This window comes from Granulicella mallensis MP5ACTX8, assembly GCF_000178955.2.
In the GTDB taxonomy this organism is placed as follows: domain Bacteria; phylum Acidobacteriota; class Terriglobia; order Terriglobales; family Acidobacteriaceae; genus Granulicella; species Granulicella mallensis.
On the sequence record NC_016631.1, the window covers coordinates 3,834,281 to 3,858,107 of the forward strand.

The window sequence follows — 23,827 nt, forward strand, 5'->3', positions numbered from 1 at the left end:
CAACCCCCAACAGGAGGGTCCGGCCTCTATCCTTCCGGAAACCGGCTCTTCCCTGCTCTGGAATAAGATACGAATTAGCATGCCTGTATCAGCTGACACCCTGCGACCTGCACGGAAGACATTCGTGCATCGACTCGCGCTGTTTGCTTATCGGCTTACAGTCATCCTCCTGCCCGCGCTCTTGTGCGTGCCCGGCTTTGCGCTGAATCCTAATCGAAGCGTCTCGCAGTATTCGCACACCGCCTGGCGCATGCAGGAAGGGTTCTTCACAGGCCGAGCAACCGTGGTGGCACAGACGACCGATGGGTATCTATGGTTCGGAACCCATAATGGGTTGCTGCGCTTCGACGGCGTTCGATTCATGCCCTGGACTTCGCCTCTCGGAACAAGGCTGCCGCAAGATGATATCCGGTCCCTTCGGGGAGCGCACGACGGAAGTCTCTGGATTGGCACCAGGGACGGCTTGTTTCGCTGGAAGGGCCAGAAGCTGGTACATATCTCCGGCATTTCCGGCCCGATCATCGCGATCGTCGAAGACCGGCAGGGAGACATCTGGGTGGCACGCGGAGGACCGGGCGATTCCCAGGGATCTCTCTGCCAGATCGTTGACGACAAAGCGCAATGCTTCAACCAGGCCAACGGCCTCCCTGCCAGCCTCTCGGGCGGCGAATCGCTCATCATGGATACAGGCGGCGACCTCTGGATGGGAGCCGACCATCTGCTGGTTCGGTGGAGAGGAGGTTCTCCTTCGCTCTACACGCCTCCCGGACTCGACTCGAACAGCGGCGTTGGTATCGACGCGCTGGCCTCTTCGCCCGACGGCTCCATGTGGGTGGGACTGGACGAACCAGGCCATGGCCTGGGGCTGGAGCGTCTGGTCGATGGAAACTGGGCTCCGTTTCCATCGACACAACTGGATGGCAGCAAGTTACAAGTGACGGACCTCTTCTCCGACCGCGACGGCGCCCTGTGGATTGGAACCGCCGACCAGGGAATCTATCACTACTACAACGGCAAGGTCGATCAATTTCGCAGGACCGATGGTCTCTCCAGCGATTTCATCTCTACCTTCTTTCAGGATCAAGAAGGCACCATGTGGGTAGTTACAGCTCAAGGCGTCGACAGCTTCCACGATATCAATGTCACCACCTGGTCAGCACGCGAAGGACTTACAGCCGACAATGTTGCTTCCGTGGTGGCTTCCCACGATGGAACGGTATGGATCGGCAACGCCGGCGGCCTGGACTCCATCAAGAACGGGAAGGTATCGTCGATTCGCGAAGGCAAAGGTCTGCCGGGAAACCAGGTACGATCGATCTTCGAAGACCAGAAGAATCGATTATGGGTTGGAGTCGACAACGATCTCACGCTCTATCAGGGCGGCCACTTCAAAAAAATATCCAGGCCGGATGGATCCTCCCTGGGGCCGGTCTCCAACATCACAGAAGATCCCCAACAGAATCTCTGGATCGAGTCTGTACAGAACAAAAGGCTCTCGATCATCCGTGACCTCAAGGTCCAGAAAGAGATCTCGCTTTCGGATATTGATCCCACTCGTGCCCTGGCAGCCGACGCTCAAGGCAACCTGTGGTTAGGCGTAAGAGAAGGTGGCCTTGCACGTTTTCAGAACGGCCACGCGGAGAAGATTCACTTCCCGCACTCCATGAACTCTCGCGTGCGCCAGATGATTATCAATCCGGATGGATCCATCTTTGCAGCAAGCAGTTCGGGGATCCTTGCCTGGAAAGAAGGAAGGACGTTCGTTCTGGGAACCCGTAACGGTCTTCCCTGCGAGGGGATCAACGGCATGGTAGGGGATGAACACAGCAACCTATGGCTGCATGCCTCCTGTGGTGTGATTGAGATCGATCAATCAGAACTACAGCAATGGTGGAAACATCCGGCAAACACGGTGCAGTTCAAATTCTTCGATATGCTCGATGGCACGCAGCCTGGAAATGCCTTCTATGAACCGGCAGCGAGATCGAAAGATGGACTTCTGTGGTTTGCCAATGGCAGCGTTCTCCAGATGGTCGATCCCTCCAATTTGATCAGGAATCCGGTTCCTCCGCCGGTACACGTGGAAGAGATCATAGCGGATCGAAAGCATTACTCCCCTCTAGGGCTCATGCGCCTTCCTCCACTTACCAGGGACCTGGAGATTGACTACACGGCGTTGAGTTTTGTGGCTCCGCAAAAGATGCGCTTTCGTTATCGGTTGGATGGCCACGATAAAGATTGGCAGGAGGTAGGAACCAGGCGACAGGCCTTCTATAGCGATCTCTCCCCAGGCAACTATCGCTTTCGGGTACTGGCCTGTAATAACGATGGAGTGTGGAACGAGAGTGGAGCGACCCTCTCCTTCTTCATTGTGCCCGCGTTCTATCAAACCTCGTGGTTTCATATTCTTTGCGTGATAGCCGCCGGCAGCATCTTCTGCATCTTTTACCTGGCTCATCTGAAACGAGTGACGCGCCGCCTTCAGGAACAGCTCGCGGCTCGCCTGGAGGAACGCGAACGGATCGCACGTGAACTTCACGACACCCTGCTGCAGGGGTTTCAGGGCCTGATGCTGCGCTTCCAATCGGTGCTGAAGAATATTCCCAGCGAAGGACCAGCGCGGCAGATGATGGAGAGCGCTCTGGACCGCGCGGACAAGGTGTTGTTAGAAGGACGACAACGGGTTCATGACCTCCGCGAGGGGAGCATAAACGGCGATGGCCTGTGGAACGACCTGGCACTCTGGGGCGAAGAACTCGCACTGGACCGCAGCACTCGATTCAGCGCGACGATCATCGGCACACCCCAACCGCTTACCCCTGCCGCGAGTAACGAGGTCTACCAGATAGGCCGCGAGGCTTTGACCAATGCCTTCCGTCATGCCTTTGCTGACCGGATTGAAATAGAGATCACCTATGACCATTTAAAGGTAAGGTTGATTATTCGCGATGACGGAAAAGGCATGGACAATGAGATCCTTAAACGTGGCCGCTCCGGCCATTGGGGATTGTCCGGCATGCGTGAGCGCGCTCAAAAAATCGGCGCACAGTTGAACATCTGGAGCCACGGAGGAGCCGGCACCGAAATCGACCTCAGCATCCCCGCCAAGCTGGCCTACCAGCGGCCACGGAAAAAGTTTGGATGGCATGAATTCAAGCAAAGAATCATGGGACATCCGGGACAGGAATCATCATGAAAACAATAAAAGTGCTCACCGTGGACGATCACCCTCTTTTGCGCGAGGGCATCGCGGCTGTCATCCAGGGAGAACCTGACATGGCATTGGTAGGCGAAGCTACCAATGGACAGGAAGCCATCGAAAGCTTCCGGCTACACCACCCGGATGTGACACTCATGGATATTCAGATGCCCAGAATGAACGGTATCGATGCGATGATCGCCATACGCAGTGAATTTCCTAATGCTCGCTTTATTGTATTGACCACTTATCAGGGAGACGTTCAGGCCCTGCGGGCGATCAAGGCTGGAGCCGCCGGATATCTGCTAAAAAATATGCTGCGAAAAGATCTGCTGGACACGATCCGCGCTGTCCATGCGGGAAAACGAATCATCCCACCTGTCATTGCAGCAGACCTTGTGGAACATCTGGCTGACGATGCACTCTCCGAGCGCGAAATTGAGGTGCTGCGCAGCGTAGCTTCGGGAAACTCCAACAAGCTCGTCGCGGAACAGCTTGCGGTCTCAGAAGCTACGGTAAAGGGCCATATGAAGAGCATCCTCTCTAAGCTTGGAGCACAGGACCGTACCCACGCAGTCACCATTGCACTGAAGCGAGGATTTATTCTGGATTGACCTGGCCGTTCAGATTAACCGGCCGGCGACACTCATCCCCTCTTCGCTGGACCCCTTGTAGCTCTTTGCTGACCCCAGCCCCTAACCCAGCAAGCCACAGCACCGAGAGCTGTTCTAATCCTGTAACGATGGCCCCGAACCAAAGCGGTCCGCCGTGGATTGGAAGGAAGGCATCGACGAGCTAAGCAGCCTGGAGTCCCGGCCGCTGTCTGAAGTCCTGTTTTTTACGCCGTGCTGTTTTTCGTCAACACGAGCTATATGAGTTTCAGCCTCTGCAAGATGCTCTCTCGTCTGTGGGTAATTCGGATTCAACTTAAGGATTCTGTTGTACTCAACGGCAGCTTCTTCATATCGCCCAAGCTGCAACTCGGCATTGGCGAGACAATCCTCATAGATATCCATGCCTGAACTGGGAGGTAGATGCTCCAGCGCCGTTTTAAAGTCGGCAAGAGCCTGTTGCGTATTTCCCTTATGGAGATCGATATAGCCCAGGTAGTAAAACTTCGTCCGCTGATCGCCCGGCGTGCCACGTTCCTGGGTTGGAATATTTTTGAAGAGAATCTGCTCGAGATGACTTTCAGTCTTGTAGTCCGATTTCTTTAGTGCAATCACCAGAGAGGGCCAGACCGCGTTGGGATTACTTTTCAATCCAAGCGTTGCTGCCTGCTCGGCCTCAGGCATCTTTTTCATTGCGAGGTAGACCGTCGCCAGATCCTCATAACCCAGAGCCTGTGCATCTTCCGTACGGGTTACCTGAATATAGTGTTGATAGAGTTCGATGGCCTTATCGAACTGGCCGGTCTGGTAATACACATCACCCATATGGATAATAGCTGGCTCAAACTGCGGATTCAGCGAGAGGGCCTTGTTAAACTGCAAAATGGCGTTGGGGTAGTCGCCCGACTGCTGATAGGCCATTCCCAGACTGTCGTAAGGATTTGGCTCGTCTGGAGCTAGCGTCACATATTTTTTCTCCGCGGCAATCGCCTCGGAGTAACGATGCAGGCACAGCAATATAAATCCCAGGGTGTTATTCAGGTTTTTATCGTTTGGACTGTAGGCCAGACCGCGCTTGAGGATTTCAATTCCTTCAGCCGGGTGTTCATCCGCTCGGCTCAGGCGCGCCAATCGCCAATAGGCCTCCGTCTCCTGGGGATAGAGCTCGGTAATCCTGGTAAGAGTTTGCTCTGCCTCTTTAACATCGCCTTTGGAGATGGCATACCAGGAATTAACGTAGAGCCTGTCCTTCTCCGAGAGCCGAGCTGATAATTGCAGCGCTTTCTGCAAATAAGGCTGTCCCTTCTCAGGGGCAAAGTCAACCATCGCGTAGGTATAACCGATCCTTGCGTAGGCCATGGCGAAATTAGGGTCTAGCTCAATGGCTTGCTTCAGGAGATTGAGTGCCTGGGCATTTTCAAACTCCTGTGCCTTTTCCACCCCCAGGGAGTAATACTGATAGGCCTCTACATTTTTGGTAGTCTCAGCCGCAAGATCCGGTTTTCCTACTGGATTCAGGGCCATCTTCGTTTCCAGATGAGCCGCAAGGACATCCACCTGGCTCAAAATATCGCTCGAATCCTGGAAGACGCTATGGTCGGCAAAGAGGATCTGGCCGGTATGGGAGTCATGGAGTTGGATGTCAATGCGGAAATGCCCTGCAAGCGCGGTGAAGCTGCCGGTAAGGAAGTTCGTGGCATGCACCGTCTCCGCGATGTGCATGGGGTCCGCACGGCTTCCCCCAAAAGACTTATCCGTGGCCTCCAGAAGTGACGCCAACTGCTGCCGGCTCAGAACACGCAACGCCCCCGATCGGGACATGTCCGTGATCATCATGTCTGCAAGTCCCTGGCTCAGCCAGTCGAAGTCACGATTCTGAGATTCATTCTCAAAGTACATGACAGCAAGCTGCTGTCCCGCCGAGGGGGAGATCCCAGGAGATGCGGTGTCCACTCCTCGAAAGCCTTTTGTAATTCTCCAGACGAGCAATGAGACAAGGATCAGCAAACCGAGAAGGATTAGCCTCGCCTTTTGTCTGTCAAGAAGAGAGCCGGTCTGTCCGGTTACGGGAACGTCGGCCGGCTTCAAGGCCGTGTCTTCCGCCTTAGCTACCGGGAGACTTTCATCGGGTGTAATTTCCGGCTTGGAGGCGTCTGGCGCTTGACTGACTTCTATGGTTTCAACAGGAGCGACAAACTGATAGCCGACCTTTGAAATTGTCTTGATGTAGCTCGGATGCCGCGAGTCATCCCCGAATGCCTTCCGGATCTCCGCAATACATTGCGTCAGGGCATTATCGGTAACCGCCGCGTCAGACCAGATCGCTGCTGTTAGTTCTTCCTTGGAGACAAGCTTTCCTCCCTGCTGCAAAAGATAGAGCAGGACGTGGAAGGTCTGGTATCGCAGAACATAGTCGACCCCCTCGCGGCGCACACAATTCCCGGAGACATCAACCTCTATTTGGTTAACCCGATAAATAAGTCCAACGGCGGTGCTCAAGCAAAGCCTCCACGGAAGCTCAGTTAAAGGTGGAGAGGTGCGCCCTGACTCTCAGGTGGCGCTTGTGGGTTTGCTGGTGGGAGCAATCTTACCAGACATCCCCCACAATCTCGAACGAGACCGGCTTCCTTACCGGGCTACTGCTGGCGGAAATACAAATATCCGGCGAAAGCTCAAAACACTCCATAACTGAATAATTCGCCCTATTTATGGGTTTCAGATGGATTTCACAAAAATTTCAGAACATCTCAGGACTTTACCGCTTACGGAGCATAGGGTTTGGCAAACCAAACATCTGGGCCGAATCCTCGCTTAGGCGACCAGAAATTCATTTGGGGGCTGGCAATGCATAAACTCAAAAAGACCGCACACATAAGTGGCATCCTCTTTCTTCTCATAGGGCTGTTTACCGGAATAGGGAAAGCACAGGAATATCGCGGAACGATCTCCGGACAGGTTCTGGATCCGTCCGGAGCTGTAATTCCTGGGGCGAAGGTGGTCGCAAAGGGTCCACAGCAGACGTACAAGGCTGTCTCCGCGGCCAACGGTCAGTTCGTGGTCCCTTTCGTCGACCTGGGCACCTATACCGTTTCGGTCGAGGCGCCCGGCTTCGCCATTGAGTCCCAGATAAATGTCCATGTCGACGTCTCCTCCAAGGTCGCCCTTACCTTCCGCCTGATGGCGGGGGGTGCGAATGAGACGGTCACCGTTACCGACACCAGCGCCGGGGTCAACACCTCAGATGCCTCACTGGGTACCGTCCTCGATCCTGAGAAGATCCAGAACCTCCCGCTCAATGGCCGCCAGCTTTACAGCCTGCTCGGCCTCACCCCCGGCACTCGCTTCACCACAACCACCTTTGGTCCGGGCGGCAACTCCGGCACGCGCGCCTGGGATCAGACCAACTCCTACTCCATCAACGGACAATCCGGCACCCAGAATCAGTTCTCGTTGAATGGAGCGCCCGTCTCCGCACAAGGAGGAGGAGGAGCCGGCACCTGGAACGTCGCCCCCACCATTGACGCGGTGGAAGAGTTCAAAGTCATGACGAACACCTACGACGCGCAGTACGGCCGCGAGACCGGTGGAACCGTCAACACGGTAATGAAGAGCGGCAATGACGCTTACCACGGGACGCTATACGACTTCTGGCGCAACTCCATCCTCGACGCCAACACCTTCCAGCTCAACCAGCAGAATGCGGCCAAGCCCTTCCACAACCAGCACCAGTTCGGCGGCACTGTCGGGGGGTACGCCTGGCGCAAACACACCTACTTCTTCTTCTCCTTCGAAGGATGGCGTGAAGTCCTCCCCGTCGGCGTTGTCATCGGCGTCGCTACCGCCGACATGCTCCCCGGAATCGATGGCAGCGTCAACCTGACCAAATACCTCGCCGCGACCAGCGGACACGACATCTACGATCCCGCCACCACACGCTGCAAGACAATCGGCCAGAACCCCTGCCAGAATTACACTCGCGACCAATTTCCCAATAACACCATCCCCGCCAACCGCATCAGCGCTATCGGCCTCGGCTTCCTCCAACTCCTCCCCAAGCCCAACATCACCAGCGACAACTACAGTAATAATTACGTTGCGGCTGATCCTGGTCGCTACACCTACAACCAGCCCATGGTTCGTGTCGATCATGACTTCTCCGACAAGACCCGTGCTTACGGCATGTTCGTCTACTTCGGCGGACAGGAGTATCGCAACTCCTCCGGTCTCCCCGCCCCCATCTCTCAGGGCGACATCGACAATCACCGCACCACCTACACGTCCGTCTTCGACATCACCCACACCTTCTCCCCGACCCGCGTCCTTGACGTCCGCGCCGCCTGGAATCGCGCCATCAGCAAAGATCCCGATGGAGGCGCCGCAGCCGGTCTCGCCCCGTCCTCCTTCACCGCTGCCAGCATGGGTCTCAACATGCCCGTCATTCCCACTTCCCCTGCGACCCTCCCGCCCGAAATCAACATGTTCAACTGCTGCACTGCCAACTTCATCGGTAATCACCTCTCCTCCGACTCCACCTTCGAGACCTACGACCTCGCCATCTCCCAGAACCAGACCGTCGGCCCTCACAGCCTGCACTACGGCTTCGAAGGCATGCTCTTCCACGACGTCCCCAGCGGCATCGGAAGCCCGAACGGCCAATTCACCTTTGCCCAGCAGTTCACCCAGCAGGATCCCTACCATAATGTCGGCGATGGCGATGGCGTCGCTGCCATCCTCCTCGGCGATCCCGACAGCGGTTCCGTCGACTGGTTCGACTCCCGCTACGAGAGCTATAACTATTACGCCGCCTACATCCAGGATGACTGGAAGGCCCGCAAGAATCTGACCTTTAATTTGGGCCTCCGTTGGGAGACCGAAACTTCCCCCATGGATCGCAACCAGGAGCTCACCGCGGGATTCTGCTCGACCTGCGTCAACCCGATCACCTCCGTCCTCAACGGAGCAGGTGGCATTCCCAACCCGCTCCTCGGCGGCTATCAATTCGCCTCTTCCAACTTCACCGCCTACCAGAACTTCGTTGGCGACTTCCTGCCCAAGATCGGTGTCTCCTTTGCCATTACCCCCACGTTCGTTCTTCGCGGCGGCTTTGGCCTCGCCACCGGTCTCGGTATCGAACTCGGCGGCCAGAGCAGCTGGCAGCAGACGACCAACTACGCCGCCAGCCTTAACGGTGGCCAAACCCCAAGCGGCTACTTCAACACCGGCACTCCCTACCCCACCGGTGCCATCGCACCTCCGGGCAGCGCCCCTGGCCTTCTCACCGAGGTCGGCAACGGCGTCGGCTACGATCAGCGCAACCGCAAGATTCCCCTCGTCCGCCAGTACTCCTTTGGCCTCCAGGCGGCTGGTCCCTTCAAAACCATCTTTGACGTGTCGTATGTTGGTAACGTCACCACACGCCTCCGTGTCGGAACCGAGATGAACGCACTCACACCCGCACAGTTCGCACAAGGCCACTCCGATAACGGTGCGTACCTCAACAATCAGGTCCCAAACCCCTTTTACGGCCATATCGATCCTGCATCCAATCTTGGCCAGAGCTCTACCATCAAGCAGGCGCAACTCCTCACGCCGTTCCCCCAATTCACCTCTGTCTACGACAACAACGTGCCTATCGGATATAGCGACTACAACGCGCTTCAGGCTAAGCTGGAGCGCCGTGTCTCGGACCAACACTCCCTCCTTGGCGGCCTGAGTGTCCTCGTCTCTTTCACCTACTCCAAAACGATGAATGCCACGAATCTCCTCAACAACGGAGAAGCCGGCCTCGTCGACGCTGCTCCCTATGTTGCCGTAGACGGTGCAGACCGCCCCTACGACCTTTCCATCAGCGGCCTCTATACCCTTCCCTTCGGTCGCGGAGCCGCCCTCTTCAACCACACCAACGGCGTCGTCAACCAACTCGTCAGCCGCTGGCAGCTCGACTGGATCTTCCAGAACTCCGGCGGTACACCCATCGGTGGAACACCCGGAAGCAACAATATTCCTACCAATTACACCTACGCCTGCGGCGGGAGCTATGACATCCGTCCCACTGGACACCGTAGCTACAAGTCCTGGCTCAACAACTCCGACAACGTTCAGGCATTTGGCACAGGTAACTCCGCTAACTGCCAGGTCGGCTTTGGACCCTACACCGCCACGACGATCCTTCCCATCACCAGCAAGGTTCGCGCACCCTACGCACAGCAGACTCAGATCGGCCTCGAAAAGCGGGTCAGCCTCTACCGCGCCTCCGAACTTCAGTTCAAGGCCGAAGCCTTCAATCTCACCAACACCCCGATCTTCGGTGGTCCAGCCCTTGGCAACGTCAACGACCCCCTGACTCGTAACAATCAGGTGGCCAACCCCAATGATCCCGGCGCCTGGTCCGGCTACGGTACCGTCGGAGCCACTCAGCAGAACTTCCCGCGCCAGATACAGCTTTCCCTCAAAGTCCTTTTCTAACCCCTTGGTGTATCTGACGGAACGCTGCATGCCGCAACAGCGCATGCAGCGTTCCATCAGATACGCCTTCTCCTCAACCCAAATCAATTGTTTGAAGGGATCCATCGTGACAGTGTCTTTGCTCTTGAAGCCGATTTTCAGATCGTTTGCATGCGTTTTGCTGAGTGCCGGAGTAGCAGGTCTTGCCCTCGCGCAATCACCGCCTAACTCCGAGAAAGCAATGAAGTCGCTCTCTGCGCACTCGCAGGATGTCGTAACTCGGCTGGGAGAACTGAGCCAGCTTCCGCCGACTTCGTGGAAGTGTCACTCAGGAGATGTGGCTCACGGAGAAGATCAGGATCTCGACGACACCTCATGGAAGCCCCTCGAAGTGAAGAGTAAGCCTTCTGAATGGAGCGAATATCCAAAGGAGGCTCTCTGGTGCAGAAGCTGGATTGAAGTGCCAGAGACCCTGCACGGCTATAGCTTGTCCGGCACCCGCATCTGGTTTAACTTCCATGCCACAGCGGACGATGCGATGCCTGAGATTATCTATTTCAACGGGCGCCGCGTGGCGCTGGGAGAAGACCTGGAACCCATCGTGCTCTTCGACAAGGCAAAGCCGGGAGAGAAGGCACTGGTCGCGGTTAAGCTGCTGCAGACTACCGGAACAAAATATCTACAGCCCGCAAGATTGAAGATTGATTTTGTCGCGAACCGCCCTAACCCGGAGGATTTTCGCTCGGAGATTCTGTCTGCGGCTCTCCTGACACCTAGCCTGTCGCCCAATGCTTCTAACCCCATTGCAGGTCTGGATAAGACACTGGAACAGGTGGATCTAAAAGCCCTTGATTCTCATAACCAGCAACGTTTTGATGCCTCATTGACCCAGGCACAGCAAGCGATGGATAGCCTGAGCCCCTCGCTCAAACCATTCACCTTCCATCTCACCGGCAACTCACACATCGATGCTGCATGGCTGTGGCCCTGGACCGAAACCGTTGATGTGGTGAAGAGGACCTTCGGAACAGCACTGCAATTGATGAATGAATATCCGGAGTACACCTACACTCAATCCGCCGCGCAGTATAACGACTGGCTGGCGGAGAAATATCCCGACATGAACGACCAGATCAAACAGCGCATCAAGGATGGCCGCTGGGAGATTGTAGGTGGTATGTGGGTGGAACCGGACCTGAACATGCCTGACGGCGAATCGCAGGTCAGGACGCTACTGATCGGCAAACGCTGGTACCAACAGCACTACGGAGTGGATGTTCGCATCGGCTGGAATCCCGATTCCTTTGGATACAACTGGCAGCTTCCGCAGATCTATAAGAAGTCGGGCATCGATTACTTTGTCACGCAGAAGATGTCCTGGAACGACACCAACCAACTGCCGCTCAAGCTCTTCTGGTGGGAGTCGCCGGATGGCAGCAAAGTCCTGACCTACTTCCCGCATGGGTACAACGATACAAACCTGGAGCCGGTACATCTCTCCTCCGATCTGGTGCAGGCCCGTAAAGACGCCCCCGGCATGACCGAGATGATGGACCTGTACGGCGTAGGCGACCACGGCGGAGGGCCCACTCGCGCGATGCTTGATGAAGGCACCCATTGGGCTCATGCCTCCAGCATCGTTCCGAACTTCAAGTTTGGAACGGCGACTGCATTCTTTGGAGAGGCAGAAAGCAAGCTGGCCCCCGAGTCCAAAACATGGAACTACGGCTCGATCGCCAAGGGCTATACGTCACCCGATCCCGTCGAAGGCAAGATCTCCATTCCCACGTGGAAGGACGAGCTCTATCTCGAATACCATCGCGGCGTCTTCACCACCCAGGCCGATCACAAGCGCAACATGAGGAACAGCGAAGAGTGGGCGTTGAATGCCGAAAAGTATGCCTCGCTCGCCTGGCTGGACGGCAAGACCTATCCCGCAACAGAGCTGACGGAAGCGTGGAAGAAGATCACCTTCAATGACTTTCATGATCTGGCTGCCGGTTCCGGAATCGGAGTGATCTACAAGGATGCTCAGCGCGACTTCGATCAGGTGCACTGGGCCACCAACGAGATCTCTCAAGAGGCGCTCAAGACACTCGTCTCAAGAATCGATACTTCGGCTGCAGGCAAGGTGCCTGTCGTAGTTTTCAATCCCCTTGCCTGGGAGAGATCGGGAGTCTTCACGGTAGACGTACAGATGCCGGAAGCCGTCAAGGGCGATATCTCAATCGTCGATAACAAGAACCACGTACTTCCTTCCCAGGTTCTTTCTCACGATGCTTCGACGAGCAGCTACAAGCTGCTGGTTAAAGCTGACCATGTTCCCTCACTGGGATACACCGTGCTCAACGCAGTCCCCGGAAAGAAGGCGTTTGTCAGCGATCTTAAAACAAGCGGCCTGACACTTGAAAACGATAAGGTCCGCGTTGCGGTAGATGCGCACACAGGCTGCATCACCAGCCTGTACGACAAACTCTCAAAAGCCGAGATTCTGGCATCGGGAAGCTGCGGCAACGAGTTAGAGGCCTTCAAAGACACGCCGAAGAACTTCGACGCATGGAACATCGATCCGGGCACCCTGGATCAGCCTCCTACGAAGCTCAATACAGCCGACGCCGTCGAGGTAGTCGAAAAGAGCCCCCTGCGCGCGGTGATCCGTGTCACTCGTACCTGGCAGAAATCGAAGTTCGTACAAAATATCATCCTCTACACCGGTGCAGATCAGGTCGAGGTTGAGAACGACATCGATTGGCACGAGACACACGTTCTCCTCAAGAGTGCTTTTGCTCTGAAAGAGAGCAGCCCCAAAGCGACCTACGAGATTCCTTACGGAACGATCGAGCGGCCCACGACACGAGATAACAGCTGGGAGAAAGCAAGATTTGAAGTGCCGGCCTTGCGTTGGGCCGACCTCGGCTCAACCACTGAAGGCCTGAGCCTCATCAATGAATCGAAGTACGGCTATGACGCTACCGGCAATATCTTGCGGCTATCCTTGCTGCGTTCGCCGGTCTCGCCTGATCCAGACGCAGACCGCGAACACCATCACTTCAGCTATGCTCTCTATCCTCACGGCGGCGACTGGAAACAGGCGCTTACCGTACGTCATGGCTATGAGTTCAACTACAAACTAGCTGCCATGCAGGCGGGAGTCCACACGGGAGAGATGCCGCTCGAGCATAGCTATGTCTCTGTCAAACCAGAGAATGTCGTGCTCACAGCTCTCAAGAAGGCGGAGGATAGCGATGGACTTATCTTCCGTGTCTATGAGTGGAAGGGCAAGGAAGAAGATCTGAAGATCCAGGTGCCACCCGGGGCCACGGATGCAACCGTAGTCAATCTGCTGGAAAAGCCAGAGGGAAGTCCTATCCCTGTGGCTAACGGCGAGATGCATGTTCCTATCCATCCCTACGAAATCCTCACGATTCGCGTCAACTATCCAAACCACGCCTAAGGGAAGTAAAGCTGTAACGATTTCATCTGCCTTTTGCCCGAAATACATGAGTTAACTGGAGGCACGAAAATGTTTCTCGTCAGCCGTAAATCATTTTTCAAGTCAGTTCTCTTCTCTCTTATGGTTTGCACCACCGCCAACGCATGGTTACCTGTTCATGCGCAATCTCAGCGCCGCAATCTACCCGCCAGTGTTGCCGCACCCTCCAACGCCAAGAGCCTGGGACAACTCCCAGGCTCGCAGCCTCTCAATCTTTCCATTACGCTGCCCCTGAGAAACGTGGCACAACTCCAGACGCTGCTCCAGCAGCTTCATGATCCGAAGAGTCCGCAGTATGGGAAGTACCTTACCGTCCAGCAGTTCACCGAGCAGTTTGGCCCGACCGAAGAGGACTACAACAAGGTTGTCAGCTATGCCCAATCGAAGGGGATGACCGTTACCCGCACGCATAAGAATCGAATGCTGGTGAACGTAAGCGCTCCGGTCGCTGCCGTAAATCAAACCTTCGGAGTCAAGATCGGAACCTATCATCACCCGACAGAAAATCGAACCTTCTTCGCGCCGAACGTGGAACCTACCCTCGAGCCCGGACTGCCGATTCTGGAGGTCCATGGTTTGAGTAACTACAACCAACCTCACTCGATGCTGAAGAAGGCCGATAGCCACGCGGCACAAAGCTTCACCACCGGTTCGGGACCAAGCGGTCAGTTCCTCGGCAGCGATATGCGCGCCGCCTATGCGCCAGGAGTAACCCTGGACGGCTCAGGCCAGACGGTAGCCCTTGTCGAGCTGGGGCCCTATAACCTCAGCGATGTACAGACCTACTTCAGCTCCATTGGCCAGCAGATCAAGGTTCCGATCTACAACGTCCTGTTGGGCGTGGATGGCGTCTGCGCTGGAACGCCAGCCACAAGTGGTTGCGACGATGGCGAAGAGGTAATCGATATCGAGCAAGCGATCTCGATGGCACCCAATCTCTCCGCGCTGATCATCTACGAGACCAATGGACCGAACACCGATGCTCAGACTGCCTTCACGCAGGCGGCTGAAGACAACATCGCAAAACAGATCAGCCTTTCCTTCGGCTGGGGTGGAACGCCAGCCACTGAACCGGGCTACGAACAGGTCTTCATGGAGCTGCAGGCGCAGGGACAGAACGTATTTGTGTCCTCCGGCGACGCCGGTGCTGCAGTCGGCACAGTAGGTTATCCCGGCAACAGCCCAAACATTGTAGCGGTAGGCGGTACAGATCTTGTTACTTCGGGGCCGGGCGGAGTCTGGGTCTCCGAGTCGGGATGGATTGGCAGTGGCGGTGGATGGAACACGCAGTCTCCTATCCCGTCTTATCAAACTCCGGTGATTACCGGATTGAACCAGGGCTCGACGAGCTTCCGCAATATTCCCGATGTCGCGATGGAAGCAAATCAGGACAACTACTTCTGCGCGAACGGCACTTGCAGCAATGGAATCGGCGGCACAAGCCTCGCGGCGCCACGTTGGGCAGGATACCTTGCGCTGGCCAACGAACAGGCGAATGGTCATCCGATCGGCTTCCTGAATACGACGGTCTATACCCTAGGCCAGTCGTCCGCCTACACAAGCCTCTTTCATGACATTACGACAGGCAACAACTTCAACAGCAGCAGCCCCAGCCTGTTTTCCGCAGAGACGGGATACGATCTAGTCACTGGCTGGGGTTCTCCCAACGGGCAGACCATGCTGGATACCCTCGCTCCGGTCAATGCCTCCAGCCCGAACTTCAGCCTCACGGCGACGCCCTCCAAGATTGATTTGAAGCCGGGAGAAACAAGCCAGGCAACGATCACTGTAGTCCCCACGAATAGCTTCAACGGAGCCGTCAATCTCGCGGTAACGATTCTTGGTGCACCTGCGGGCGTGACAGCTACCCTTAGCCCGTCTTCCATCACTGGAACTGGCTCGTCGACGTTGAACATCACGACGACAAGCGCGGCTCCAGCGGGAAATATCCTGATCGAGATCTCTGGCAGCAGTGAAGGAATCTCACAGTCGGCTTATATCTCGCTGGGTCTGCCGGACTTCGGATTAAAGGTCTCACCCACCACCCTCTACATCAACCAGGATGACTTTACGACGGCATCGGTTACGACGACTCCAGAGAATGGCTTCGACAGTAACGTGAAGGTATCGCTCAACGCCGGTCTTCCAACAGGAGTGCAGGGCAAGATCTTCAAAAGCGGAAAGCAAGGCAATAACACTCTGATCCTGACTGCCGATAGCAAAGCGTTGACGGGTATCGGCAACATGGTCTCCGTTGGAGCACAGTCCGGCAGCATCTCTCAGAGCTTCTCTTCCGTGGCCCTCGCCGTAAATGCCGGAACGGGTAGAAGAGGAACAGGCGTTCCCGTCGATCTGGCTTCGGCTTACAACGTGGATAGCTTCTATAGCGATGGCACCAACTTCACAACGCAGGGTGGGCTGGCAGGTTTTGCCTACTCGGCGAACCTGCTCACTCCGTCACGTGTTCTGAACGGCATTCAATTCAACTTCGGCAAAGCCAATGCGGCGAATGCCGTTGCGGGCGCTGGACAGATCATCACACTTCCTGAAGGCCGCTTTACCACACTGCAGTTGCTGGCATCAGGCATCAACGGCAATCAGGCTGCGCAACCCATCGTTGTCACCTACACCGATGGAACAACTTCCAAGTTCACCCAGAGCTTCAGCGATTGGTTCTCCCCTTCGAACAACCTCGGAGAGGCCGAAGCCGTAGCCATGCCCTATCGCAACATAGCGAGCGGTACACAAGATGACCGGCCCTTCAACCTGTATGGATACACCTTCCTGCTGGACAACACGAAGCACGTGAAGAGCCTGACCCTGCCGTCCGATTCGAGTGTCATCGTGTTGGCGGCAACTCTCGCGAATCCCTATCTGGGGACCCAGGTCAATCTAGCCAGTGCGTTCAACGCAACGGGTCTTTATACAGACGGAACCTCCTTTGACGGCAGCGGCGGCATCGACGCTGGCGGCACCGCCTATTCAGCAAACCTGCTGGGTGTTCAGAGTGGTCCGGCGAGCGTAGCCATCAACGGCATCAAGTACAACCTCGCAGCCGCTAACCAACCGAACATCGTATTTGGCGCTGGGACCCCGATCAGTCTGCCGGCTGGGCACTTCAACCAGCTCCGTCTGCTGGGAACCGGAGTCCAGGGAGCCGAGACGGATCAATCCGTCATCGTCACCTACGCTGACGGATCAAGAGAGAAGAAGACGCTGCAACAGACGCTCACGCAGAGTTTCAGCGACTGGTTCTCACCAGGCTCATTCCCCGACGAATACAGGGTGTTCGCCATGCCCTATCGCGATCTGTCGGATGGGACGCAGGATGACCGGACCTTCAACCTCTACCAGTACATCCTGCCGCTCGATGCTGGAAAGTCCATCCAGTCGATCGAGCTGCCAAACAACCGCGATGTAATCACGCTGGCCATCACGCTGCTCTCTGACGAGGAGGAGTCGTCCTGGTCATTCCGTAATCACTATTAATCGATTTCGACTCTGCTCCGGACCTTCCGACCCTGAAGGTCCGGAGCAGATGTCGCGATAAGCTATGGAAGAGACCTGAGAATCCATTCTCAGGAAAGGTAGTGGAGAGCAAGATCAGATGACATTGTTGAATGTTCGTACTGTTGTATTGGGTGTTATAGCTATAGCTGCTGTAGCCGGTATCAGCGAAGGGCAGACGCAGGGACCGGTCTCCCTGGTAAATCCACTGATTGGAACCACCGCCGGAGGAAATGTCTTTCCCGGGGCGACCCTGCCCTTCGGCATGGTGCAGTTCAGTCCTGAGGCAAGCCCGATTAAGCCGACAGGGATGATTGCGGCTCCCGGCGGTTATGAATATCGGGCGACGCAAATAAGAGGTTTCAGCCTTACCAACGTAGAAGGATGGGGCTGCGCCGGAGGATCGGGAGATATTCCCTTGATGCCCATTACGGAAGACGTCAAGGAATCACCCTCGTCTGACTTCAGACATGCCTACGCCTCTGGCTTCAGCCACTCCAAAGAGATAGCGCATCCGGGCTATTACCACGTGGACCTGGACAACGGTGTAGGCGTTGACCTTACCGCCTCCGTGCACTCCGGCTCTGCTCTCTTCCACTTCCCTCAAGGTTCAGCCGAGACAGTTTTGATTCGCACCTCGGACTCCGAGGTAGGTTCCACGGATGCCCACACCTCTGTAGACGCGAAGGCCCGCACCGTCTCAGGCTCGGTTACCAGCGGTAACTTCTGCGGGTACATCGACAAGGTGGATCAACACAGCTACTACACGGTTTACTTCGTGGCTGAGTTCGACCAACCTATCCTCCAGTCGGGAACATGGCAGAACGCAAAGCTGACGCCCGATAGCCAGGAAGCTTCGGGAGGGACCGGATATGGACAGAAAGGCTTTCCCGAAAAGGGACAAGGATCGGGAGCCTGGATCAGCTTCGATCCTGCGCAGGCAAAGCAGGTGCATGTGCGAGTCGGCATCTCTTACGTCAGCGAAGCCGATGCACGGGAGAATTTGAAAGCTGAGAATCCTGAAGGAACGACCTTTGAGGCTTTGCGAGAGAAGGCCCAGGCTGCGTGGAATCAAAAGCTGAGCCAGATTGAGATCGAAGGTGGAACGAACGATCAAAAAACGATCTTCACCACGGCCCTCTATCACTCTCTGATGACGCCGACTATCGCCAGCGATGTGAATGGAAAGTACCGCGGCATGGATGGACAGATCCACGAGGTAGCCAAAGGACAACGGGCACAGTACGCAAACTTCTCGGGATGGGATGTCTATCGCTCGCAGCTCCAGTTACTTACCTGGCTCGACCCGGCTCTAGGCAGCGACATCGCACAGAGCCTGCTGAATCAGGCACAGGCAAGCGACGGAACCTGGGACCGCTGGACACACAACTCCGGCGCTACGCATGTGATGAACGGAGACCCCGCAGCTCCCGCGCTGGCCGATATCTGGGCGTTTGGCGGACATGGGTTCGATGCTCACACCTCACTTGATTTGCTGGTCCGCGCGGCGGAACAACCGACCAAGGCTGATCTAAGCGATGCCGGCTGCCCGGTTGAATGTGCTGGAGAACGCCCAGGCCTCGACCAATGGCTCAAGCTGCACTACATCCCCGTAGGAGCTCCCGCATGGGGACCCACCGCAGACACGCTGGAGGATGTTACGGCTGAGTTCGGCATCTCTTCCCTGGCTCGCCGCCTGGGTGAGAAAGAGATCGCCGATCGCTTTGCCAAGCGCGCTGAATATTGGCGCAACCTCTGGAACCCGCATGCCACACCTGAAGGCGGTTACTTCCAGAACCGGAACGCCGATGGAACATGGGCCCTGGTAAAGGATGACAACGATAAGGCTGCACATCCTTTTGTTCCCTCCACCGAAGATGGTTTTGTAGAAGGCACCGCCGCTCAGTACGTCTGGATGGTGCCGTTCAATGTGCGCGGCCTGTTTGATGTGATGGGTGGCAACCAAAAAGCGACCGCTCGGCTGGACGCATTCTTCTACGACGCGAAAGGTGCCCCTGCGGTAACCAATGCCGGGCCGCTACATGCCGAATTGAATAATGAACCTTCGATCGAAACACCCTGGCTTTATGATTTCGCCGGCCAGCCCTGGAAGACACAGCAGCTAGTCCAAACGGTACTGGCCCATGTATGGAAGAACGCTCCCGATGGCATTCCAGGAAATGACGATCTTGGGGAGATGTCCTCGTGGGCCGTATTTGCATCCCTGGGCTTATATCCGGAGATTCCCGGACGGGCAGAGCTGCTCCTGGGTAGCCCGGTCTTTACAAAGGCTGTGGTGCACCGCGCCGCTGGAGACATCATCATTCATGCGCCTGCAGCGAATCCAGACACACTCTACGTGACGAGTCTGAAGGTAGACGGTAAAGCCCAGACAAAGCCCTGGCTGCCTGAGACCTTTGCTCTTCATGGCGGGACGCTGGATTTCGATCTCACAACAACGCCGAACAAAAGCTGGGGTGCAAATCCAAAGGATCAGCCACCCTCCTTCTGATAGGGATCAAGTGAGTAGGTAAATAATAGGCCGTATGCACAAGGGGTCTTTGTGCATACGGCCTATTTATTTTTACCTTCGCTTGAGTTAATGATTTGGCGAAACTAACACCTGCGACAGAAGCCAGTGAAATAATTCGGGCTCTGCGTAAGCCTTGTCCCAGATCTCATGCCCTGCTCCTGGATATTCCGTATAACGGAAATCGGCGTGAGACTCTTTGAGCGCTGTGGCCATCTGGCGAGACTCTTCTACCGATACGACAGGGTCGACGCTGCCGTGGAAGAACCACACAGGTGTCCTGCCGATACGGCGAGCGGTTTCGGCATAGGGATCTGCAATGGCAGGATCAGCCGCTACCGTCACGCGTGCATCGGGCACTTTAGGCGGGCCGTGAATCCCTCCGCAGATAGGAACGAAGGCCGCGAATCGCCCCGGATATTGAGCCGCCATCTCCCAGACACCAAATCCTCCCATCGAAATCCCCGTGAGATAGATGCGTGTTCTATCGCCATGAAACTCATGGACAGAATTATCAAGCTCGGCCAGAACCATCTTCTGCATAGCCGGGACTACCCACTTCTTATCTTTGCCGCACTGCGGCATTACAACGATAAAAGGAAAGCGGTCTCGGTCGGCACGGATGGCATGCGCTATGCCGAAGTCGCCTGGCTGTAAACCGTCATCGCCACGCTGACTTACAGAGTGCAAAAAAAGAATCACCGGCCATGATTTCTTTTTATCGAAGTCAGCCGGGAGATAGACCTGATACCGATAGGTCTGCCCCTCTACGCTGATGGATCTATCCAGAAAGCCGGTGTCCCCTTTCGCAAATGCGAAAGGAGACACCGCGAATAAAACGGCAGCGATAACAGCAATTCGAATTCCATAGAGAGTCATTACTGAGCATCCATCACACAACGGAAACCCACTGTGCCCGAACGATCTTCGCTGGGAGCCATGAGTAGAAACTTCCCATGCGAGTCGTTCTTGTAAGCCTGCGGAAAATACCAGATCGATCCGCCAGGCTGATAGTAGCTTCCACCGCGAAGCACCGCGGCACGTGTGTGGTCGTCCTGGTATTCATCGGTCCACTGCCAGACGTTGCCGACCATATCCTGAATTCCGAACGGACTTGCTCCGTGGGGATGAGCACCGACAGCATCCGGTGAAGTAAGAGCACGGCCCGTATCAGGGGTTGGCACTGTTTCGGCGTTCCAGGAGTTTCCCCACGGATATTTCCTATCGTCGGTTCCCTGTGCCGCATACTGCCACTCCCACTCATGCGGAAGCCGTTTGCCCGCCCAGGTTGCGTAGGCACGCGCATCTTCGAGCCCAACCCATGTGACTGGCTTGTCCACCCAATCCTTGGGATAAGTTCCCTTCTCCCAATCGCGCAGGAAGTTTTTAGCGTCCGCCGGCTTGTAATGAGTGGCGTCCATAAACTTTTTGAACTGTGCGTTTGTCACGAGGTTCGTGTCCATCCAGAAAGACTTCACGTTCATCACGTGATCGTGATATCTGCGCGGCGAAGGCTCCCAGGGATACTGAAAGTCCACACCCACGTCATCGCGGCCTTCGATCTCGATGCCGTTGACACGGAATCTATAAGCCGCTGCGGGAATCTTGGTCATTCCCGCTGGCGCATCCGGCGCGGGCTTTGTTGCCGCAATTTCGACCAGCGTTTGCGGCAGGAAGTTCCACTCAGCACTGTAACTCTCAAGCGGCTTCTGCGTCATCTCCTTCATCTTCGACAGCAGGCTCTGCTCGCTCGCACTCAGCGAGCCATCTATCTGCAGCACAGCTCCGAAGCCATGAGGTCCAACATCGAACGACAGTACCGCATCTTTGCCTTCCATCCTCGGTCTCAGTTCTACACCGTGATACACGTCATAAAATTTGGCTCCGGACGGCGCGTCCTTTACACGCAGCAGCTCTCCCTGCATGGCATAGTCGCTGCGATTCACCAATGTCCACGCGGCGCTTGTCTTCAGCGGCCAGTAGCTGGCAAAGAGCCCACGGCTTTCGGTGGCGTAATAAGGTTGCCAATCCTCACTGACCAGGAACGGTGCAAGCCCCCGCTCCATCGTAGCCATGCGACGGATAGCTTCACCGTCATGCGGAGTAATGCCGTTCCAGATGCCCCAGACATTTTCCCAGCTCTCAAACCCAACTCCGTTGAAGAAAGCAGCCTGCAGATAATCAGTCTTGTTGTGGCTCCAGCGAGCACTTACGTTCACCATAGAACGCGGCTCCAGCCACTTGCTGCGGCTCACATCCGGCGCATACGGATACAGCCAGTAGCCCCAGGACATCGTGTTCCACGCAAGCATCTCGTCGTGCCCGGGAAAGGCTTCGGGCTCTAGCGCCAGAGGATGTCCGATCTTGATGGCCGCATCATTAAAGGCCTTTGGGAGGCCGTCCATCGTATCGCCATTCACGCCATCGGCATCGATCTCTTTCATCATCTCCGCGGTGGCGATCCAGTTGGGCTTCCCTTCATCGCGCGTGCCCTGGTCCCACACCATTACAGGAAAGAACACCTTGACGCCGCGGCGATGGAAGTCCGCTACCATCTGCTTTACAGCGGGGATGCCGCCTGGCATGTCGCGAATGAGATCATACTGATTGCGATCGTCGATGCCGATGTTGGTATAGGTATGCCAGATGAGCACGGCATCGATACCGCCATAGCGCTTCTCGGTGTCGTCAAGGTAGCGATTGACCGTGTACTTGCCCGCGGCAACATCGTAAAAGTATCGATCTTCCATCATCATCTGCGGCTGAATGAAGCTGGACTGCGTCCACTTGAGCGCAGGAAGATCGTACATATCGCCGCTGTAGCCCATGCGGATATGCCGGTTCGTACGCCACCCACGCATTTCCGATAACCATGTCTGATAGCCCTGCGGAGAGCAGGTCTGCGTCCCCCCGATCAGCAGCTTGCCTACATCGTTACAGTCCGGCGCCGTAATGCCTTCGGTAGTTAGTTTGAGGTGCGGATAGTCGATCTGCGCGTGCATCCCAAGGGAGCACGCACAGCAGATTGCGGCCACAACTGCTTTAGTTCCGTACGATAACTTTTGCATTGTTTCCCCCAGTAGGTTCCTCGTTATGTCGGCTGCTCCGACGTTTCGTTAAATCGCTCCACGACGCCATAACTTCATCCCAGGTTGCCAGCGATGGTTGCGCACCCGCTCGTGTCACAGAGATAGCTGCTGAGACGCTTGCAAATTCGGCGCTTTGGACTGGGTCGTATCCCTTCATCAAGCCAACAGCAAACGCTGCATTGAAGGCATCTCCCGCAGCCGTGGTGTCTACGGCACGCACGACATGGGCTGCGATGCGATGCGTAATCCGGTCTTCACCGGCCAGGACGGAGCCAAGTGCGCCGCGCTTCAGAATGACTCCGTGAGCCCCCGCGTTGAAGAGCATGTTCACCAACTCCTCTTCCGTAGTCGCACCTTTGGCATAGAACTGCGCTTCGGTTTCATTTGGAGTCATCCAGGTAACGCCGCGCAGCGCCCCTGCCGGAAGAGTCTGCGCTGGTGCCGGGTCTAGGATGAGTGGCACCTTCATCTCAGCGCACATCTCCGAGAGACACAAAACAGTCTCTACCGGAATCTCCAACTGCGTGAGAACAGCCCCTGCGGTGCGAAGAATCTCAGCCTTACTGCGCAGCAGATCCGGAGTAACGTGCAGGTTCGCTCCAGCCGTAACAACAATGCTGTTCTCTCCGGCATCGTCGACAAAGATGCTGGCGATTCCCGTAGCATCGTCGACATCACCCACGTCCGTCATGTCGACGCCTTCCTTCGAGAGATGCTCACGCATCTCTTTTCCGAAGGCATCTCTTCCTAGCATGCCGATCATCTTGACTGCACCTCCGAGCCGCGCAATGCCCACCGCCTGGTTTGCGCCCTTTCCCCCAGGATGTGTTTGAAAGCTGTACCCAAAGATTGTTTCCCCGGCATGTGGAATGCGGGGCACTCTCGAAACCAGGTCGATGTTGATACTGCCCACGACAACAATGGGGCGCGAGTCGCTTTGCATTGATTTCTCCA

Annotated in this window: 10 protein-coding genes; 6 read left to right on the forward strand and 4 right to left on the reverse strand. The window is 56.0% G+C overall.

The annotated features are described in order from the left end of the window. The first annotated feature begins 79 nt into the window (after positions 1–79). Positions 80–3,196 carry a sensor histidine kinase gene (locus ACIX8_RS15390; RefSeq protein ID WP_044176854.1) on the forward strand — a complete coding sequence of 1,039 codons (3,117 nt, stop codon included), beginning with the start codon at positions 80–82 and terminating at the stop codon, positions 3,194–3,196. Beyond that, positions 3,193–3,813: a response regulator gene (locus ACIX8_RS15395; protein WP_014266287.1), complete on the forward strand. Its 621-nt coding sequence runs from the start codon at positions 3,193–3,195 to the stop codon at positions 3,811–3,813. The genes ACIX8_RS15390 and ACIX8_RS15395 overlap by 4 nt, the downstream gene beginning before the upstream one ends. Positions 3,814–3,927: 114 nt before the next feature. Here ACIX8_RS15395 and ACIX8_RS15400 read toward each other — a convergent pair whose 3' ends face one another. After that, the gene (locus ACIX8_RS15400) at positions 3,928–6,309 is read right to left on the reverse strand and encodes a tetratricopeptide repeat protein (RefSeq protein WP_014266288.1); all 2,382 of its coding nucleotides are present in this window, start codon (positions 6,307–6,309) and stop codon (positions 3,928–3,930) included. 345 nt (positions 6,310–6,654) lie between these two features. Between ACIX8_RS15400 and ACIX8_RS15405 the strand changes: the two genes are divergently transcribed. The 4 genes from ACIX8_RS15405 (at position 6,655) to ACIX8_RS15420 (ending at position 19,766) form a co-directional block, all read left to right on the forward strand. Continuing rightward, the gene (locus ACIX8_RS15405; protein WP_014266289.1) at positions 6,655–10,275 is read left to right on the forward strand and encodes a TonB-dependent receptor domain-containing protein; all 3,621 of its coding nucleotides are present in this window, start codon (positions 6,655–6,657) and stop codon (positions 10,273–10,275) included. A gap of 220 nt (positions 10,276–10,495) precedes the next feature. Beyond that, positions 10,496–13,708, forward strand: a complete 3,213-nt coding sequence (locus tag ACIX8_RS15410; RefSeq protein ID WP_150110620.1) for an alpha-mannosidase — start codon at positions 10,496–10,498, stop codon at positions 13,706–13,708. Positions 13,709–13,777: 69 nt separating this feature from the next. After that, positions 13,778–17,236 (forward strand): S53 family peptidase, encoded by a 3,459-nt coding sequence (locus ACIX8_RS15415; protein WP_014266291.1) that lies wholly within the window; start codon positions 13,778–13,780, stop codon positions 17,234–17,236. Between the two features lie 118 nt (positions 17,237–17,354). Continuing rightward, on the forward strand, positions 17,355–19,766 hold the full coding sequence (locus ACIX8_RS15420; protein WP_014266292.1) for a GH92 family glycosyl hydrolase: 2,412 nt from the start codon (positions 17,355–17,357) through the stop codon (positions 19,764–19,766). 87 nt (positions 19,767–19,853) lie between these two features. Here ACIX8_RS15420 and ACIX8_RS15425 read toward each other — a convergent pair whose 3' ends face one another. Genes ACIX8_RS15425 through rbsK form a run of 3 tightly spaced genes read right to left on the reverse strand, consistent with a single transcriptional unit; the run spans position 19,854 to position 23,816 of the window. Continuing rightward, entirely contained in the window at positions 19,854–20,663 is an 810-nt protein-coding gene (locus ACIX8_RS15425; RefSeq protein ID WP_014266293.1) for a carboxylesterase family protein, read from the reverse strand. Then, positions 20,663–22,852, reverse strand: a complete 2,190-nt coding sequence (locus tag ACIX8_RS15430) for a formylglycine-generating enzyme family protein (RefSeq protein ID WP_014266294.1) — start codon at positions 22,850–22,852, stop codon at positions 20,663–20,665. Before ACIX8_RS15430 ends, ACIX8_RS15425 begins: the two co-directional genes overlap by 1 nt. Then, entirely contained in the window at positions 22,827–23,816 is a 990-nt protein-coding gene (rbsK, locus tag ACIX8_RS15435; RefSeq protein WP_014266295.1) for a ribokinase, read from the reverse strand. The genes ACIX8_RS15430 and rbsK overlap by 26 nt, the downstream gene beginning before the upstream one ends. Positions 23,817–23,827: the final 11 nt, after the last annotated feature.